General features: G+C 70.0%; 18 protein-coding genes. 15 read left to right on the top strand and 3 right to left on the bottom strand.

The window, feature by feature from the left end; genetic code table 11:
- Positions 1-212 precede the first annotated feature (212 nt).
- From ASD35_RS10685 to ASD35_RS10695, 3 genes are read left to right on the top strand one after another with little or no spacing between them, the layout of a single operon-like run.
- Positions 213-3,194, top strand: coding sequence for a hypothetical protein (locus ASD35_RS10685; protein WP_056874908.1), 2,982 nt, complete (start codon positions 213-215; stop codon positions 3,192-3,194).
- Positions 3,191-3,925, top strand: a complete 735-nt coding sequence (locus ASD35_RS10690; RefSeq protein ID WP_157275489.1) for a dienelactone hydrolase family protein — start codon at positions 3,191-3,193, stop codon at positions 3,923-3,925. The genes ASD35_RS10685 and ASD35_RS10690 overlap by 4 nt, the downstream gene beginning before the upstream one ends.
- A 2-nt stretch (positions 3,926-3,927) precedes the next feature.
- Entirely contained in the window at positions 3,928-7,215 is a 3,288-nt protein-coding gene (locus tag ASD35_RS10695) for a GH36-type glycosyl hydrolase domain-containing protein (RefSeq protein WP_056874910.1), read from the top strand.
- Here ASD35_RS10695 and ASD35_RS10700 read toward each other — a convergent pair.
- The 3 genes from ASD35_RS10700 to ASD35_RS10710 are packed head-to-tail and all read right to left on the bottom strand — an operon-like array spanning position 7,212 to position 8,901.
- Positions 7,212-7,571 (bottom strand): cupin domain-containing protein, encoded by a 360-nt coding sequence (locus tag ASD35_RS10700; protein ID WP_056874911.1) that lies wholly within the window; start codon positions 7,569-7,571, stop codon positions 7,212-7,214. The genes ASD35_RS10695 and ASD35_RS10700 overlap by 4 nt on opposite strands.
- A complete protein-coding gene (gene dtd, locus ASD35_RS10705) occupies positions 7,571-8,011 on the bottom strand; it encodes a D-aminoacyl-tRNA deacylase (protein WP_056874912.1) in 441 nt (146 codons plus the stop codon). The genes ASD35_RS10700 and dtd overlap by 1 nt, the downstream gene beginning before the upstream one ends.
- On the bottom strand, positions 8,008-8,901 hold the full coding sequence (locus tag ASD35_RS10710) for a cation diffusion facilitator family transporter (RefSeq protein ID WP_056874913.1): 894 nt from the start codon (positions 8,899-8,901) through the stop codon (positions 8,008-8,010). The genes dtd and ASD35_RS10710 overlap by 4 nt, the downstream gene beginning before the upstream one ends.
- Before the next feature lie 90 nt (positions 8,902-8,991).
- On the opposite strand from ASD35_RS10710, the gene argB reads away from it, so the two are divergent.
- The 12 genes from argB to tatC form a co-directional block, all read left to right on the top strand.
- Complete coding sequence (gene argB / locus ASD35_RS10715) at positions 8,992-9,897, top strand: acetylglutamate kinase (RefSeq protein ID WP_056874914.1); 906 nt, start codon at positions 8,992-8,994, stop codon at positions 9,895-9,897.
- A gap of 143 nt (positions 9,898-10,040) precedes the next feature.
- Complete coding sequence (locus ASD35_RS10720; protein ID WP_056874915.1) at positions 10,041-10,721, top strand: pyrimidine 5'-nucleotidase; 681 nt, start codon at positions 10,041-10,043, stop codon at positions 10,719-10,721.
- A gap of 77 nt (positions 10,722-10,798) precedes the next feature.
- Positions 10,799-11,485 carry a response regulator transcription factor gene (locus ASD35_RS10725; RefSeq protein WP_056874916.1) on the top strand — a complete coding sequence of 229 codons (687 nt, stop codon included), beginning with the start codon at positions 10,799-10,801 and terminating at the stop codon, positions 11,483-11,485.
- 10 nt (positions 11,486-11,495) lie between these two features.
- On the top strand, positions 11,496-12,125 hold the full coding sequence (gene slmA, locus ASD35_RS10730; protein WP_056874917.1) for a nucleoid occlusion factor SlmA: 630 nt from the start codon (positions 11,496-11,498) through the stop codon (positions 12,123-12,125).
- Positions 12,126-12,148: 23 nt separating this feature from the next.
- Positions 12,149-13,078, top strand: a complete 930-nt coding sequence (locus ASD35_RS10735) for an ATP-binding protein (RefSeq protein ID WP_056874918.1) — start codon at positions 12,149-12,151, stop codon at positions 13,076-13,078.
- Positions 13,071-13,517, top strand: coding sequence for an NUDIX domain-containing protein (locus tag ASD35_RS10740; protein WP_056874919.1), 447 nt, complete (start codon positions 13,071-13,073; stop codon positions 13,515-13,517). Before ASD35_RS10735 ends, ASD35_RS10740 begins: the two co-directional genes overlap by 8 nt.
- A 4-nt stretch (positions 13,518-13,521) precedes the next feature.
- The gene (hisI, locus tag ASD35_RS10745) at positions 13,522-13,917 is read left to right on the top strand and encodes a phosphoribosyl-AMP cyclohydrolase (protein WP_056874920.1); all 396 of its coding nucleotides are present in this window, start codon (positions 13,522-13,524) and stop codon (positions 13,915-13,917) included.
- Positions 13,910-14,236: a phosphoribosyl-ATP diphosphatase gene (locus ASD35_RS10750; RefSeq protein WP_056874921.1), complete on the top strand. Its 327-nt coding sequence runs from the start codon at positions 13,910-13,912 to the stop codon at positions 14,234-14,236. The genes hisI and ASD35_RS10750 overlap by 8 nt, the downstream gene beginning before the upstream one ends.
- Positions 14,233-14,580, top strand: a complete 348-nt coding sequence (locus tag ASD35_RS10755) for a histidine triad nucleotide-binding protein (protein ID WP_056874922.1) — start codon at positions 14,233-14,235, stop codon at positions 14,578-14,580. The genes ASD35_RS10750 and ASD35_RS10755 overlap by 4 nt, the downstream gene beginning before the upstream one ends.
- Before the next feature lie 121 nt (positions 14,581-14,701).
- Positions 14,702-14,938, top strand: coding sequence for a Sec-independent protein translocase subunit TatA (gene tatA / locus ASD35_RS10760; RefSeq protein ID WP_056874923.1), 237 nt, complete (start codon positions 14,702-14,704; stop codon positions 14,936-14,938).
- A gap of 11 nt (positions 14,939-14,949) precedes the next feature.
- The gene (tatB, locus tag ASD35_RS10765; protein WP_056874924.1) at positions 14,950-15,438 is read left to right on the top strand and encodes a Sec-independent protein translocase protein TatB; all 489 of its coding nucleotides are present in this window, start codon (positions 14,950-14,952) and stop codon (positions 15,436-15,438) included.
- Between the two features lie 73 nt (positions 15,439-15,511).
- Positions 15,512-16,075, top strand: a 564-nt coding sequence (gene tatC / locus ASD35_RS10770) for a twin-arginine translocase subunit TatC (protein WP_235538310.1), incomplete at its 3' end; no start/stop codon positions are given.

The raw sequence follows: 16,075 nt of genomic DNA on the forward strand, positions 1-16,075 counted from the left end.
GATGCTCGGCGGCTCCAAAGGGGTGATTCGGAACAGCCAACAGCCAACAGCCCAATGCAGCAGCCGGCCGAGGCCGGCTGCTTGGTATTCGGTGTTGGGTATTTGGGGGCGACTCTTTTCCTACTTTCTGGTCGCCCAGAAAGTAGGTCGCCCGCCGGGGCGAACTCCCGGCACCACTGTCTCGCGCTAACCCGCTGCGGCAAGAAAAACCCATGAAGCCGCTTCATCACGTCCTGCTGGCCGTCACGTTGATCGCGGGCGCGCCTTCCGAAGCCGCCGTCCTCGACGACATGAAGGACGCCACCCCCTGGAAAGCCACCGCCTCCGACCAGGTCAAGGCCAGCATCCGCCGCGACGCCAAGGACGACAGCCTCTGCCTCGACTACGACTTCTCCGGTGTGTCGGGCTACGCCGTGCTGCGCCGCGAACTGCCGCTGGCCTGGCCCGCGGACTTCGCGCTGACCACGCAGATCAAAGGCAGCAGCCAGACCAACGACGTGCAAATCAAGTTCGTCGACGCCAGCGGTGACAACGTCTGGTGGATCAACCGCCCGGCGATGCCGCTGCCCGAGACGTTGACCGAGCACAGCTTCAAGCGCCGCCACATCGTCTTCGCCTGGGGACCGACGACCGACCGCGCGCTCACCCGCAGCCAGTTCATCGAGTTCGTCGTCGTCGCCGGCCAGCAGGGCGGCGGCGGGGCAGGGGCCTTGTGCGTCGGTGCGCTGAATCTGGAACCGCGCGAACCCGCGCCCACGACCTGGCCCGAGCCCAAACGCAAGCTCGGCGGCGGCGAGCTGACGCTGGACTTCCAGCGCCTGCGCGAGTTCAACGGCCTGTGGTTCGCCCGCGGCGCGGCCACACGCGTCGAGGTGTCGGACGACAACCGGCGCTGGAAGCTGCTGTCGTCGCGCCCCGGCCGCGCGCTGTTCCTCGGCGAGCAGGAATGGCGCTGGATGCGACTGCGCTTTGACGGCAGGAAGCCGCCCGACGTCGAGCTGCGCGACGCCGCGCAATGGCCCGACCGCAATGCCGCCGTCGCCGAGGTCGCGAAGTCGCTGCCCCGCGGCGAGCTGCCGCGCGCCTTCCTCGGCGAGCAGAACTACTGGACCGTCGTCGGCGTGGACGGCGGCGCGCAGCGCTCCGGCCTCGTCAGCGAAGACGGCGCCATCGAGTTGACCCGCGGCGGCCCCAGCGTCGAGCCCGCCATCCGCCTAGCTGACGGCAAGCTCGTCACCTGGGCCCAGGTGCGCACCGAGCACAGCCTCGTCGAGCATGCGCTGCCGGTCGTGCAATGGCGGCATGCCGATGTGGAGCTGCGCATCGAGGCCGGCGCCGACGGCCCGGCCCAGGACCCGCAGCTGCTGGCCCGCTACACGCTGCGCAACCCGACGTCGAAGCCGCAGCGGGTCTCGCTGCTGCTCGCGCTGCGACCCTGGCAGGTCAACCCGCCGCAGCAGTTCCTGTCGACACCGGGCGGCATCAGCCCGCTGCCGACGCTGGCCTGGGCTGACGGCCAGCTCACCGCAGCTGGCCTGCACATCAGGCCGCGAGAAGCGCCGGCCGAAGTGCGTGCTGCGGCCTGGCGTGCCGGCCCCGGTCTCGTGGCGTTGTCGCAGGCGCCGCCACTCGCGCAACTGACCGATGCCGAGGGCCTGCCCTCCGCGCTGATGCGCTTCGACGTCGACCTGGCGCCCGGCCAGTCCCGCACGCTGGGCTGGGTGTCGGGCCGCGGCGCGGTGGAGGCGGGCGCGCTCGACACCCGCCTGGCCGTCGCCGCCGCGCAGTGGCGCGACCGCCTCGGCGTGCTGGAGCTGCGCCTGCCGCCGCAGGCCCAACCCGTCGTCGACACGATGCGCAGCGCGCTCGCGCAGATGCTGGTGTCGCGCGACGGCGCCGCGCTGCGGCCGGGCACGCGCTCCTACGCGCGCTCGTGGATCCGCGACGGCGCCATGATGGTGGCCGGGCTCGTGCGCATGGGCGAGGCCAGGGCGGCGCAAGAGTTCGTCGACTGGTTCGGCGGCTACATCTTCGACAGCGGCAAGGTGCCTTGCTGCGTGGACCAGCGCGGCGCCGACCCGGTCGTCGAGAACGACAGCCACGGCCAATACCTGTTCGCCGTCGCCGAGCTGTGGCGGCACACCCAGGACCGCGCGCTGCTGGCGCGCCACTGGCCCAAGGTGCAGCGCGTGATGGCCTGGATGGAGGCGCTGCGACAGAGCGAACGCAAGCCCGGCGCGGACGCCCGCTTCAAGGGCCTGATGCCGCCGTCCATCAGCCACGAGGGCTACAGCGACAAGCCGGCCTATTCGTACTGGGACGACTTCTGGGCGCTGCGCGGCTACAAGGACGCGGTGCAGATCGCCCAGGCCCTCGGCCACACGGCCGACGCGGTGCGCTGGGCCGTGTCGCGCGACGAATTCGAGGCCGACCTGGGCGCCTCCATCGCCGCGACCGCCAGCCACTTCAAGCTCGACCACATCGCCGGCGCCGCCGACCGCGGCGACTTCGACGCCACCTCCACGACGATGGCGCTGAACCCCGCGCAGGCCGAAGGCAGGCTGCCGCCCGAGCTGCTGCGCGGCACCTTCGACCGCTACGTCAAGGAGGCCGACGCGCGCATCAGCGGCGCCAAGGCCTGGAAGGACTACACCCCCTACGAGCTGCGCAACGTCAGCGCGCTGGTGCGCCTGGGCCGCGTGGACGATGCGCACCGGCTGCTGGCCTGGTTCTTCACCCACCAGCGCCCGGCGGGCTGGCGCCAGTGGGCCGAGGTCGTGCTGCCGGACGCGCGCAAGGTGCAGTTCCTGGGCGACATGCCGCATGCCTGGATCTCCTCCGACTACCTGCGCGCCGCGCTGGACCTGCTGGCCTACGAGCGCGAATCGACCGGCAGCGTCGTGCTCGGCGCCGGCCTGTCGCCCGCCTGGCGCGCGGCCGGCGACATCGGCGTGACCGGCCTGTCCACCGCCTGGGGCCGGCTGGACTACCGGCTGCTGCGGCGCGCCGACGGCGGCTGGACGCTGCACATCGACCGGGCGCCTGAGCGCCTGCCCGGCGGGCTGCGCCTTGCCTGGCCCGGTGACGGCAAACTGCCGCGTGCTAACGCCGAAACTAAGGGGCTGGCCTGGCAGGGGCGCGAGCTGCCGCTGCCGGCCGGCGCCACCACCGTTCAACTGGAGCCCACGCCATGACGATGAATCGCCGCCAACTGCTGTTGACGACGCCTGCGCTCTCCGCCGCTTTGCTTGGCGGTTGTGCCGCGCTGCCGCCCAAGGTGCCCGAAGGCCTGGCTGCCGGCGAGCAGCGCGCGTGGGAGCTGGAGGGCCAGCGCTTCTGGGTGTGGCTGCCGCGCGAGTACGCGCAGCGCAGCGCCCGCTGGCCGCTGGTGGTCTTCCTGCATGGCTCGGGCGAGCGCGGCACCGACCTGGAGAAGGTCAAGGTCCATGGCCCGCCGATGCAGGTCGCGCATGGCCTGGCCTACCCCGCCATCCTCGTCAGCCCGCAGCTGGAGGACGGCCAGCAATGGGATCCCGAGCGCCTGCATCGTCTGCTCGGTGCGCTGAAGGCCCGGCTGCACATCGACCCGCAGCGCTGCGTGGGCACGGGGCTGTCGCTGGGCGGGTACGGCATGTGGCAGTGGGCCTGCACCTATCCGCGCGACCTCGCGGCCATCGCGCCGGTCTGCGGCTTTGGCGATGTGAGAAGGGTCGCCGCGATGCGCGACGTGCCGGTGCGTGGATACCACGGCGACCAGGACAAAAACGTGCCGCTGGCGCCCCATGTCGCCTGCGTCGAAGCGCTGCGTGCGGCTGGCGGCAAGGCCTCGCTGACCATCTATCCCGGTGTGGGCCACGACGCCTGGACGCCCGCCTACAACGATCCCGAACTGCTGCCGTGGCTGCTCGCCCAACGACAGAGCTGACGATGACTGTGCACCTGATCCGCAACCGCGCCGGTCTCGAAGCCGAGCTGCTGTCCCACGGCGCGCTGCGCCGGCTGATGTCCGGCCCCGCGTTGATGCTCAACCTCTTCCCGGGCAACGAGCTGGAGGGCGGGCCGGCCAACGTCTGGCTGCGCCGCCGCGACGCCGGCGGCGACTGGCGCGCCGTGCCGCTGCTCGGCCCGCTGTCGCCGCTGCAGGTGCATGCGCTGGACGGCGCCTTCGAGATGCGCGGTGACTGGCAGGGCCTGGCCCTGCGGCTGCAGCTGCGGCTGGCGGCGGACGAAGCGACGCTGTTCTGGCACCTGCTGGCGGAGAACGTGGGCGCGGGGCCTTGCGAGATCGCACCCGTCCTGGTGCAGGACGTCGGCCTGGCCGACTACGGCGCGGTGCGCACCAACGAGTTCTACGTCAGCCACTACATCGACCTGCAGCCGCTGCATGACGTGGCCCACGGGGTGCTGCTGGCGGCGCGCCAGAACCAGGCGCAGCGCGGCCAGCATCCCTGGCTGCTGGCGGGCTCGCTGCGGCGCGCCGAGAGCTTTGCGACGGACGCCGTGCAGGTGTTCGGCCATGCGGCGCGCGAGGGCCTGGCGCCGCCGGCGCTCCAGGCCGGCCTGCCCGGCCAGCGCCTGCAGCAGGAGCACGCCCTGGTCGCGCTGCAGGACGAGGCCATCGCGCTGGCACCGTCTGCCAGCGTCGCCGCCGGCTTCTTCCTGACCTTGCAGGCCGATCACCCGGCGGCCAGCAGTGCCGCCGATCTGGCGCGCCTGCAAACGCTGCTTGCGCTGCCGGAGGCGCAGCCCGCCGAGCCGCTGGACGCGGCGGGCCTGCCGCCTGCGGCCAGCCTGTTTGCAACCGCGCCCCAGCTCGCCTGCCTGGACCTCGACGCTGAGGCTCGCCGCCAACTGTTCGGCGGCGAGCGCCGCCACGAGGAATGGCGGAGCGGCCAGCTGCTGTCGTTCTTCATCGGTGACTCGAGCCACGTCGTGCTGCGCGCCAAGGAGCTGCAGGTGCAGCGCCCGCACGGCCACATCCTGCGCAGCGGCGACCACCTCGTGCCCGACGAAGGTGCGTTGACGTCCACCTGCTGGATGGGTGGCGTCTTCCATTCAATGCTGACCCAGGGCCACGTCAGCATCAACCGCCTGCTGTCCACGCAGCGCAGCCTGCTGGGGCTGTTCCGCACCGCCGGCCTGCGGCTGTTCGTGCAGTGGGAGGGGCAGGACTGGCGGCTGCTCGGCCTGCCGTCGGCCTTCGAGATGCAGCCGCAGCGCTGCCGCTGGCTTTATGCGCATGGCAGCGGCCTCATCGAGGTCGTTGCCGAGGCCGGCGCCGCGCCGGATGCGATGGGCTTGACCTTGCGTGTGCTGCAGGGTGCCGCACCGCAGGTGCGCGCCAGCCTCGCCCTGGCCCTGGGCGGCGACGATGGCGCCGCTGAGCTCAAGCCGGCCTGGGCGCACAGCGGCGACCGCCTGCGCATCACGCCGCCCGCGGGCAGCGAGCTGGCGGGGCGCTTCCCCGATGGCGCCCTCGTCATCGACGCCCCGGGCATGGCCATCGTGGGCGACGACGGCCGGCTGTTCGACGACGGCGTCAGCCGCGGCGAGCCGCTGCTGGTGCTGGACTTCGCGCCCGCGGCCACCGTCCAGATGACGCTGCGCGGCGAACTGCTGCAGGCCGCGCCGCGCGCGCCTCGGCCGCTGGCGTTGCCGCAGTGGCAGCTGGCGCACCCGGCGCTGGCCCAGCTGCGCGACATCCTGCCCTGGTATGCGCACAACGCGCTGGTGCACTACCTGTCGCCACGCGGCCTGGAGCAGTACTCCGGCGGCGGCTGGGGCACGCGCGACGTCTGCCAGGGGCCGCTGGAGATGCTGCTGGCGCTGGGCCAGACGGCGCCGGTGCGCGACCTGCTGCTGCGCGTCTTCGGCGCCCAGAACCCCGACGGCGACTGGCCGCAGTGGTTCATGTTCTTCGAACGCGAGCGCGGCATCCGCGCCGGTGACTCGCATGGCGACATCGTGTTCTGGCCGCTGCTGGGGCTGGCGCAATACCTCATCGCCAGCGGCGACGCGGCGCTGCTGCACGAGGCCGTGCCCTTCCACGACGGCGACGTGGCCACGGTGGCCGTTCACGTGGAGCAGGCGCTCGCGCTGATCCGCCAGCGCGTCGTGCCCGGCACCGGCCTCGCCGCCTACTGGCATGGCGACTGGAACGATTCGCTGCAGCCTGCCGACCCGGCGTTGCGCGAGCGGCTGTGCAGCGCCTGGACGGTCACGCTGCATCACCAGATGCTGCACACGCTGGCCACCGCGCTGGGCCAGGTCGGCCGGCGCGACCAGGCGGCCGGCCTCGTCGCTGAGGCCGCCGGCGTGCGCGCGGAGTTCCAGCGCCTGCTGGTGCAGGACGATGTCGTCGCCGGCTATGCGCTCTTCCCTGAAGAGGGCGAACGCGAGCTGTGGATCCACCCGCGCGACACCCGCACCGGCCTGCGCTACAGCCTGCTGCCGATGATGCATGCGGTGCTCGACAGCCTGCTCACGCCCGAGCAGGCGCGGTTGCAGGCCGCACTGATCGAACGCCACCTGAAAGGCCCCGACGGCGCCCGGCTCTTCGACGCGCCGCTGCCCTACCGCGGCGGGCCGTCGCAGCTCTTCCAGCGCGCCGAGACCAGCACCTTCTTCGGCCGCGAGATCGGCATCATGTACATGCATGCCCACCTGCGCTATGCGCAGATGCTGGCCCACCTCGGCCAGGCCGAGGCCTTCCTGCAGGCGCTGACGCTGGCCCACCCGATCGTGCTGACGGAACGCGTGCCCAGCGCCAGCGCGCGCCAGGCCAACTGCTACTACTCCAGCTCGGATGCCGCCTTCCCGGACCGTTATGTCGCCCAGGCCGAATACGGCCGCGCGCTGGCCGGCGAGGTGGCGCTGGACGGCGGCTGGCGCATCTACTCCAGCGGCCCGGGCATCGCGATCGGCCTCGTCATCGGGTCGCTGCTGGGCCTGCGGCTGGAGCAGGGCGCCCTGGTTGTGGACCCGGTCATGCCGCCGGTGCTGGACGGGTTGACGGTGCAGGTCACGCTGGCCGACCTGCGCTTCGAGTTGACCTACCGCGTCGGCCCGCGCGGCCATGGCGTGGAGCGGGTGCGGGACGAAGCCGGGCAGGAGCTGCCCGCCGAACGCCGCGCCCATGCCTACCGCCTCGGTGCGCTGGCGTTGCAGCGGCCGGCGCCGGGCAGTGTCTGCCGCTGGACCGTCGAAGTCGGTTAGCCGTTCACGTCCACCAGCACGAACTGCTTGCGCACCGGCTCCAGCACCTCGAACTCGCCCGCGAAGCCCGGCGGAATGACGGCGCCCTGGCCCGGGCCGACGTCCACGGCGCCAACCGGGCCATGCAGGCGCACGCGCCCCTGCAGCACGTGGAAGAACTCCTGTCGCCCGGCCGGGAAGGCGATGCGCCAGCGGCCCACCTCGCAGGTCCAGATGCCGGCGCTCATCGGCCCGGCTTCGTGCAGCGTCCAGGTCTCGCGCTGCGGCGCGCCGTGCACGCGGCGGTCCGCGCGCGGCTGATCGCGCGTCGGCGGGTGGCCCTCGGTCGAATCGATGAGGATGATTTCTGGCGCCATCAGTTCATCCGCATCGGAATGGTCACCGGCCCGTCGTTGACCAGGTGCACTTGCATGTCGGCACCGAACTCGCCACTGGCGACCCCCGGATGCTGCTGGCGCGCGAACGCCAGCGTGTGTTCGTAGAGCCGCCGCCCCTGCTCGGCCGGTGCCGCGCCGGTGAAGCTGGGGCGGTTGCCGCCGCTGGTGTCGGCCGCCAGCGTGAACTGGCTGACGATCAGCAGGCCGCCCGCCACGTCCTGCACGCTGCGGTTCATCTTGCCGGCCTCGTCGCTGAAGACGCGCAGCTTCAGCACCTTGGCGATCAGCTTTTCGGCCGTGGCCTCGGTGTCGGCCGGCTCGGCGCAGACCAGCATCAGCAAGCCCGGGCCGATGGCGCCGACGACCGCGCCGGCCACCTCCACGCGCGCCTCGCGCACGCGTTGCAAAACAGCGATCAAGTCAGGTCCTCCTCGTCCATGGTGTGGGCTTCGACATCGGTGGGCAGCAGCTGGATGCTGGCGCGCAGGCCGGGCACGGCGCGCATCAACGCCTCCTCGACCTCGCCACGCAGCGCGGCCGCGCGGCCCAGCGTCCAGCTGGCGGGCATGTGCATGTGCAGGTCGATGAAGCGGCGCTGCCCGGCGGTGCGGCTGACGACATGGTCGAAGCGGATCGCATGCGGGCCGCGGAAGCCGTCCAGCACCGCGTGCACCCGCGCCAGGCTGTCGGCGTCCAGCGCCTCGTCCATCAGGCCGCGGGTCGATTCGTGCATCAGGTGCAGGCCCTCGCGCAGGATGTTCAGAGCGACGACGACGGCCAGCAGCGGGTCCAGCCAATGCCAGCCCGTGGCCATGACGCCGATCAGCCCGGCCACGACGCCGGCCGAGGTCCACACGTCGGTGATCAGGTGGCGGGCATCGCCTTGCAATGCCATCGAGCGCACCTCGCGCCCCTTGCGCAGCATGGCCCAGGCCAGCGCGCCGTTCAGCGCGGAGCTGACGACGGCCAGGCCGATGCCCAGGCCGACGGCGTGCAGCGGCTCGGGGTGCCGCCAGCGGTCGAAGGCGCCCCAGAAGATGCCGATGGCCGCGGCGATGATCAGGATGCCCTCGAAGCCGCTGGAGAAGTACTCGGCCTTGTGGTGGCCGTAGGGGTGTTCGGCGTCCGGCGGCTGCGCTGCGAGCGTGACCATGGCGAGCGCGAACACCGCGCCGGCCAGGTTGACGAGGGACTCCAGCGCGTCCGCCGCGAGGCTCACCGAGCCGGTCCACCACCAGGCGGCGGTCTTCAGCGCGATCGTCACGACAGCGGTCGCGACGGAGAGCTTCAGATAGGCGTGGGCTTGCATGCCGGCATTGTCCAGGGTGGTGATACGGCGGCGTTACAGGGCGGTCGGCTGGCTCTTCCTAGAATGCGCCGCATTGCTCCGGAGCACCGCATGACCAGCGCCCACACCACCGACGTCTCCCACATCGCGCCGCGCGAGAAGGCGGAGATCCTTTCGCAAGCCCTGCCTTACATCCGCAAGTTCCACGGCAAGACCATCGTCATCAAGTACGGCGGCAATGCGATGACCGACCCGGAGCTGCAGCAGGACTTCGCCGAGGATGTGGTGCTGCTCAAGCTCGTCGGCCTGAACCCGGTCGTCGTGCACGGCGGCGGGCCGCAGATCGAAGGGGCGCTGTCCCGCCTGGGCAAGAAGGGCGAGTTCATCCAGGGCATGCGCGTCACGGATGAAGAGACGATGGAGGTCGTCGAGTGGGTGCTGGCCGGCCAGGTGCAGCAGGACATCGTGGGCCTCATCAATGCTGCGGGTGGCAAGGCCGTGGGCCTGACGGGGCGCGACGGCGGCATGATCCGCGCGAAGAAGCTCAAGATGCTGGACAAGGACGACCCGGCCAAGGAGCATGACGTCGGCCAGGTCGGCGACATCGTCGCCATCGACCCCAGCGTCGTGAAGGCCTTGCAGGACGACCAGTTCATCCCGGTCGTCAGCCCCATCGGCTTCGGCGAGCACAACGAGAGCTACAACATCAATGCCGACGTGGTCGCCGCCAAGCTGGCCACCGTGCTGCAGGCCGAGAAGCTCTTGATGCTGACCAACATCCGCGGCGTGCTGGACAAGGCCGGCGAGCTGCTGACGGAGCTGACGCCGCGCCGCATCGACGAGCTGGTCGCTGACGGCACGATCAGCGGCGGCATGATCCCCAAGATCGCCGGCGCCATCGACGCGGCCAAGAGCGGCGTCAACGCCGTGCACATCATCGACGGCCGCGTGCCGCATTCCATGCTGCTGGAGATCCTCACGGACCAGGCTTACGGCACGATGATCAGCTCGCGCTGATTGGCCCCTCGTCCAAGGATGACCTTGGCCGATCCCCCGCGGGGATGGCGATGCTTGCCGGATCAACCGGCAAGCATCGCCAGAGCGGGCCGGCTTGGGGGCGGCCCGGCGCTCGGCCCGCGAAATGCAAAGGAACGGTTGAATTGAACCCCCACGACCGGGTCTGGCTGTTCGACCTCGACGACACGCTGCACAACGCCTCGCACCGCGCGTTCACGGAGCTGAACGCGTCGATGACGGCCTACATCGTTACCCACCTCGGCCTGGCCGAGGACGAGGCCGTCGCGCTGCGCCACCGCTACTGGACGCGTTATGGCGCCACGCTGACGGGGCTGCAGCGCCACCATGGCGTCAAGCCCGCGCACTTCCTGCACGAAACGCACCTGCTGCCCGGCCTGGATGCCCATCTGCACGGACACGCCCATGACCTCGCCGCGCTGCGCCGGCTGCCGGGGCGCAAGTTCCTGATGACCAACGCGCCGCGCGCCTATGCCGAGCGGGTGCTGGCGGCCGTGGGCCTGGCGCGCGTGTTCGAGGGCCTGATCTGCATCGAGGACATGGCCTGCTTCGGCCAGTCGCGGCCCAAGCCGGACGCGCGCATGTTCCGCATCGTGCTGGCGCGGCTGGGCGTGCGGCCGCAGCAGTGCGTGCTGGTGGAAGACACGCTGATCCACCAGAAGCACGCCCGCGGCCTGGGGTTGCGGACCGTCTGGATGCAGCGCTGGCTGCGCCGCGCCGGGGTGGCAGGCCTGCACCGGCGGCCGGTGTATGTCAGCCGCCGCGTGCGCTCGCTGGGCGCGTTGTTACGCTCCCCCCCTTTCTAAAGGGAGCCGCGCAGGGTCCAGGGGGTATCCTCGACCGAAAATGCGTGCTCCGCGCCTTGAAAGTCCTACAGAGTCCCATGACCCCGTTTTCGGTCCTGATCGTTGAAGACCAAGCCCGCTTCCGGGAGGCCTTCACGCATGCCCTCGGCAGCGTGCCTGACATCGAGCTGCTGGGCATCGCGCCCGACCTGCCCCAGGGCCGGCGCATGTTCGACCAGTTGCAGCCCGACGTGCTCCTCGTCGACCTGGACCTGCCCGGCGGCAGCGGCATCGAGCTGATTCGCCATGCGGCCCAGACGCGGCCGCAGTGCGAGGTGATGGTGATCTCCGTGTTCGGTGACGAGCAGCATGTCGTCGCCAGCATCGAGGCCGGCGCCACCGGCTACCTGCTCAAGGACAGCCTGGCGCTGGACCTGCCCGGCCAGCTGCGCTCGCTGCGCGCCGGCGGCAGCCCGATCAGCCCTGTCATCGCACGCCGCCTGCTGGTGCGCCTGGCGCCGGGCGCGCAGGGCTCTACCGGCCCTTCGCCCGAGGCGATGGCCGCGACGCTGGCCGACGAGGAGGTGGTGGCGCTGTCCGAGCAGGAGTCGCGCGTGCTGCATCTCGCGGCCAAGGGCTTCACCTTCGACGAGATCGCGCAGTTCATGCAGGTCTCGCCGCACACCGTCATGACCTACGTGAAGCGGGTCTACCGCAAGCTGCATGTGCGCTCCAAGGTGGAGGCGATCTACGAAGCCCGGCGTCTGGGCTGGCTCAGGGACTAGCCGCCCCGCCATGGACGCCGCCCAGCCCGTCGACAACCCTTCCAGCGCCACCGCGAGGAAGCGTCCCAAGCCCGGCGAGCGTCGCACGCAGATCCTGCAGGTGCTGGCCGGCATGCTGGAGCAGCCGGGCGCGGACCGCATCACCACCGCGGCGCTGGCCGCCAAGCTGGGTGTCAGCGAGGCGGCGCTGTACCGGCACTTCGCCAGCAAGGCGCAGATGTTCGAGGCGCTCATCGACTTCATCGAGCACAGCGTCTTCGGCCTGGTGCACCAGGTCGTCGATGCGCCGCAGCCGCTGCCGCCACCCGGCGCGGCCGCCCGCATCGCCGCCGTCATCCTGCAGTTCGGCGAAAAGAACCCGGGAATGACGCGCGTGATGGTCGGCGACGCGCTGGTCTACGAGAACGAGCGCCTGACGGCCCGCATCAACCAGTTCTTCGACCGCATCGAATCGTCCCTGCGCCAGGTGCTGCGCGCGGCGGCCGAGGCCCAGGGTTCGCTGACGCCGACGGTGCAGGCCAATGTGCAAGCCTCGGTGTGGGTCAGCTTCATCATCGGCCGGCTGCAGCGCTATGCGCGCTCCGGCTTCAAGCGGCTGCCGACGGAGCAGCTGGAGGCGTCGCTCAAGGCCATCGGCTGAAGCGGCCCGCCTAAACTGCGGCGATGTCCGCCGCTCTGGAATCTTTTCTCAACCGCGCTGAGGGCCTGCTGGCCCGGCTCGAAGCGGTTCTCCCCCACGCCGCCGCGCCGCCCGACTGGGCCGCATCCACCGCCTTCCGCGCCCGCCGCCGCCATGGCGCGCTGTGCCTGGAGCCGGTGCGCGCCGTCAGCCGCATCCGCTTGTCCGACCTGCAGGAGGTGGAGCCGCAGAAGGAACGCCTGCTGCGCAACACCGCGCAGTTCGTCGCCGGCCGGCCGGCCAACAATGTGCTGCTGACGGGCGCCAAGGGCACGGGCAAGAGTTCGCTGATCAAGGCGGTGCTGAACGAGTTTGCGCCGCAGGGCCTGCGCCTCATCGAGGTCGACAAGGCCGATCTCGTCGACCTGCCGGACCTCGTCGAGCAGGTCGCCGAGCGGCCGGAGCGCTTCGTGGTTTTCTGCGACGACCTCAGCTTTGACGAAGGCGAGGCCAGCTACAAGGCGCTGAAGAGCGTGCTCGACGGCTCCGTGGCCGCCGCCGGCGACAACGTGCTGATCTACGCCACCAGCAACCGCCGCCACCTGTTGCCCGAGAAGATGGTCGACAACCTGGCCGGCACGCACGGCGAGCATGGCGAGATCCACCCCGGCGAGGCGGTGGAGGAGAAGATCTCGCTGTCCGAGCGCTTCGGGCTGTGGATCAGCTTCTATCCCTTCAGCCAGAACGAATACCTGGCCATCGTGGCCCAGTGGCTGCGCCACTTCGGCGTGGACGACGCGGCCATCGAAGGCGCGCGCCAGCCGGCCCTGATCTGGGCGCTGGAGCGCGGCTCGCGCTCGGGCCGTGTGGCCTATCAGTTCGCGCGCGACCACGCCGGGCGCGGTGCGGTCGGCGAGGCCGAGCCCGCGCTGCGCATCGGCGGCGACGCGCCCGAGGGCCTGGACCATGTCTGAGGCCGAGCGCGTGCCGGTCGAAGTGGCCGTGGGGGTGCTGGTCGAACGTGACGCGACCGGCCGGGAAGGCCGTTTCCTGCTGACCTCGCGCCCCGAGGGCAAGGTCTACGCCGGCTACTGGGAGTTCCCGGGCGGCAAGGTCGAGGCCGGCGAGAGCGTCGAGCAGGCGCTGGCCCGCGAGTTGCGCGAGGAGATCGGCATCCGGATCGGCGCGGCCCACCCGTGGCAGACGCTGGTGATGGACTATCCCCACGCCCGGGTGCGGCTGAACTTCTGCAAGGTGTTCGAGTGGACCGGCGAGTTCCAGATGCTGGAGGGCCAGCAGATGGCCTGGGCCAGCCTGCCCGTGCAGGTCAAGCCGGTGCTGCCCGGCACCGTCCCCGTGCTGAACTGGTTTGCCGAAGAGCGCGGCCATGCCGGTCCCACTCACCTAGACTGAAACGATGAACAGCAGTTGGTTGGACGACGTGAAGTGGGACGACAAGGGCCTGGTGCCCGTGATCGCCCAGGAGCAGGGCACGGGCGACGTGCTGATGTTCGCTTGGATGAACCGCGAGGCGCTGTCGTTGACGGCCGAGCGCGGCCAGGCCGTCTACTGGAGCCGCTCGCGCAACAAGCTGTGGCACAAGGGCGAGGAAAGCGGCCATTTCCAGCAGGTGCATGCCATCCGCATGGACTGCGACAACGACGTCGTGCTGCTGACCATCACCCAGTTGGGCCACGAGCCGGGCATCGCCTGCCACACCGGCCGGCACAGCTGCTTCTTCCAGAAACTGGAGAACGGCGTCTGGAGCGCCAGCGAGCCGGTGCTGAAGGACCCGAGCAAGATCTATGAGTGACGACATCCTCTCCCGCGTCGGCGCGGTCATTGAATCGCGCAAGGGTGCGGACCCGAGCACCAGCTATGTCGCCAAGCTCTTCGACAAGGGCTTGGACACCATCCTGAAAAAGGTCGGCGAGGAAGCCACCGAGACCGTCATGGCTGCGAAGGATGGCGACCCGCAGAAGGTCGTCTACGAAGTGGCCGACCTGTGGTTCCACAGCATGATCGCGCTGGCCCATTTCGGCCTGAAACCCGCGGACGTGCTGAACGAGCTGGCCCGGCGCGAAGGCCTGTCCGGCCTGACCGAATTTGCCCAACGAGGAAACCAGCCATGAGCGCGGACCCGAACTGCATCTTTTGCAAGATCGTCGCGGGCCAGATCCCGAGCACGAAGGTCTACGAGGACGACGACGTCTTCGCCTTCCACGACATCCACCCCTGGGCGCCGGTCCACGTCCTCATCGTCCCCAAGCGCCACATCGCCTCCATGGCCGAGGTGACCGAGGCCGAGGCCGGCCTGCTCGGCAAGATGACCACGTTGGGGCCGCGGTTGATGAAGGAACTGGGCGTCACCAACGGCTTCCGCCACGTCATCAACACCGGCCCGGACGGCGGCCAGGAGGTGTATCACCTGCATCTGCACGTGATGGGTGGCCCGCGACCGTGGTTGAAAGGCTGAGTTGCGACCAAACGTAGGGCTTGCGCAAGATCACACCGGATGGTCGACCGCGGCGCAACGAGCCCGGATAGGGCGTCATCCCTCACCTAGAATTTGAGCCAGTCCTCAAGGAGTCAACATCATGGGTTCATTCAGCATTTGGCACTGGCTGATCGTTTTGCTGGTCGTCATCCTGATCTTCGGCACGAAGAAGCTGACGAACATCGGCAAGGACCTCGGCGGCGCCGTCAAGGGCTTCAAGGACGGCATGAAGGACGGTACGGCCCCTGACGAGCCGGCCGCGCCGCCGCAACAGGTCACGGCCAATCGGGTCAACGACCCGAACACCGTCGACGTCGATGCCAAGACCAAGTCCTGAGCTGACGACGAGTGCTTGATTTCGGCTTTGACAAGATCGCGCTGATTGGCGCGGTGGCGTTGATCGTCATCGGCCCCGAGAAGCTGCCGCGCGTCGCCCGCACGGTAGGCACCTTGCTCGGCAAGGCGCAGCGCTACGTGGCTGACGTCAAGGCCGAGGTCAACCGCTCCATCGAACTGGAAGAACTCCAGAAGATGAAGTCCCAGTTCCAGTCGGCGGTGCAGGACGTGGAGCAGACCGTGCGCCAGGAGGTCGATTCCGCCACGCAGGCGCTCAACCAGACCTGGCAGGACGTCAGCAACGACGCCTCATCCTCCTCCTCGTACGACCCGGACACCGGCCTCGCATCCCCACCGCCCGAGTACCGCCACCCCAAGAAGAACTGGCGTCTCAAGCGTGGTGCCACGCCGCTGTGGTTCAAGCAGAAGGCCGGCGTGAAGCGACACACCCAGTCGGGAGCCGCCCGGGTGGCGCGTTTCCGGCCGCCAGGAAGAACATGAAGTCCCCACGCTTGCTTCGCTTGCCGCCCCTTGAAGGGGCGTCAGTGCGTTTGGACCGGCCCTACACGCACCGATGAGCTCCTTCCAGAAACCCGACCACGACGAACTGGCCGGCACCGAGCAGCCCTTCGTCGCGCACCTGCTGGAGCTGCGCGACCGGCTGGTGCGCGCCCTGATCGCCGTGGCCGTCTGCTTCGGCGTGCTGGCGTTCTACCCCGGCCCCGGCCACCTGTACGACCTCCTCGCCGCGCCGCTGGTGGCCAACCTGCCGGCCGGCACGACGATGATTGCCACCAACGTCATCGCGCCGTTCTTCGTGCCGATCAAGATCACGATGCTGGCCGGCTTCATGCTCGCGCTGCCGGTGGTGCTCTACCAGGCATGGGCCTTCATTGCGCCGGGCCTGTACTCCCACGAGAAGCGCCTGGTGATGCCGCTCGTCATCTCCAGCACCTTGCTGTTCTTCGCCGGCGTGGCGTTCTGCTACTTCTTCGTCTTCGGTCAGGTCTTCAAGTTCATCCAGAGCTTCGCGCCCAAGAGCATCACGGCGGCACCGGACATCGAGGCCTATCTCGGCTTCGTGATGAACATGTTCATCGCCTTCGGTGCGGCCTTCGAGGTGCCGGTGGTGGTGGTG

Source organism: Pelomonas sp. Root1444 (assembly GCF_001426885.1).
Classification (GTDB): domain Bacteria; phylum Pseudomonadota; class Gammaproteobacteria; order Burkholderiales; family Burkholderiaceae_C; genus Pelomonas.

Coding starts and splice junctions, on each gene's coding strand:
- ASD35_RS10695 (WP_056874910.1), top strand. CDS start 3,928: ATGACTGTGCACCTGATCCGCAACCGCGCCGGTCTCGAAGCCGAGCTG.
- ASD35_RS10700 (WP_056874911.1), bottom strand. CDS start 7,571: ATGGCGCCAGAAATCATCCTCATCGATTCGACCGAGGGCCACCCGCCG.
- ASD35_RS10685 (WP_056874908.1), top strand. CDS start 213: ATGAAGCCGCTTCATCACGTCCTGCTGGCCGTCACGTTGATCGCGGGC.
- ASD35_RS10690 (WP_157275489.1), top strand. CDS start 3,191: ATGACGATGAATCGCCGCCAACTGCTGTTGACGACGCCTGCGCTCTCC.
- hisI (WP_056874920.1), top strand. CDS start 13,522: ATGAACAGCAGTTGGTTGGACGACGTGAAGTGGGACGACAAGGGCCTG.
- ASD35_RS10710 (WP_056874913.1), bottom strand. CDS start 8,901: ATGCAAGCCCACGCCTATCTGAAGCTCTCCGTCGCGACCGCTGTCGTG.
- tatA (WP_056874923.1), top strand. CDS start 14,702: ATGGGTTCATTCAGCATTTGGCACTGGCTGATCGTTTTGCTGGTCGTC.
- ASD35_RS10740 (WP_056874919.1), top strand. CDS start 13,071: ATGTCTGAGGCCGAGCGCGTGCCGGTCGAAGTGGCCGTGGGGGTGCTG.
- argB (WP_056874914.1), top strand. CDS start 8,992: ATGACCAGCGCCCACACCACCGACGTCTCCCACATCGCGCCGCGCGAG.
- ASD35_RS10750 (WP_056874921.1), top strand. CDS start 13,910: ATGAGTGACGACATCCTCTCCCGCGTCGGCGCGGTCATTGAATCGCGC.
- ASD35_RS10725 (WP_056874916.1), top strand. CDS start 10,799: ATGACCCCGTTTTCGGTCCTGATCGTTGAAGACCAAGCCCGCTTCCGG.
- ASD35_RS10755 (WP_056874922.1), top strand. CDS start 14,233: ATGAGCGCGGACCCGAACTGCATCTTTTGCAAGATCGTCGCGGGCCAG.
- slmA (WP_056874917.1), top strand. CDS start 11,496: ATGGACGCCGCCCAGCCCGTCGACAACCCTTCCAGCGCCACCGCGAGG.
- ASD35_RS10735 (WP_056874918.1), top strand. CDS start 12,149: ATGTCCGCCGCTCTGGAATCTTTTCTCAACCGCGCTGAGGGCCTGCTG.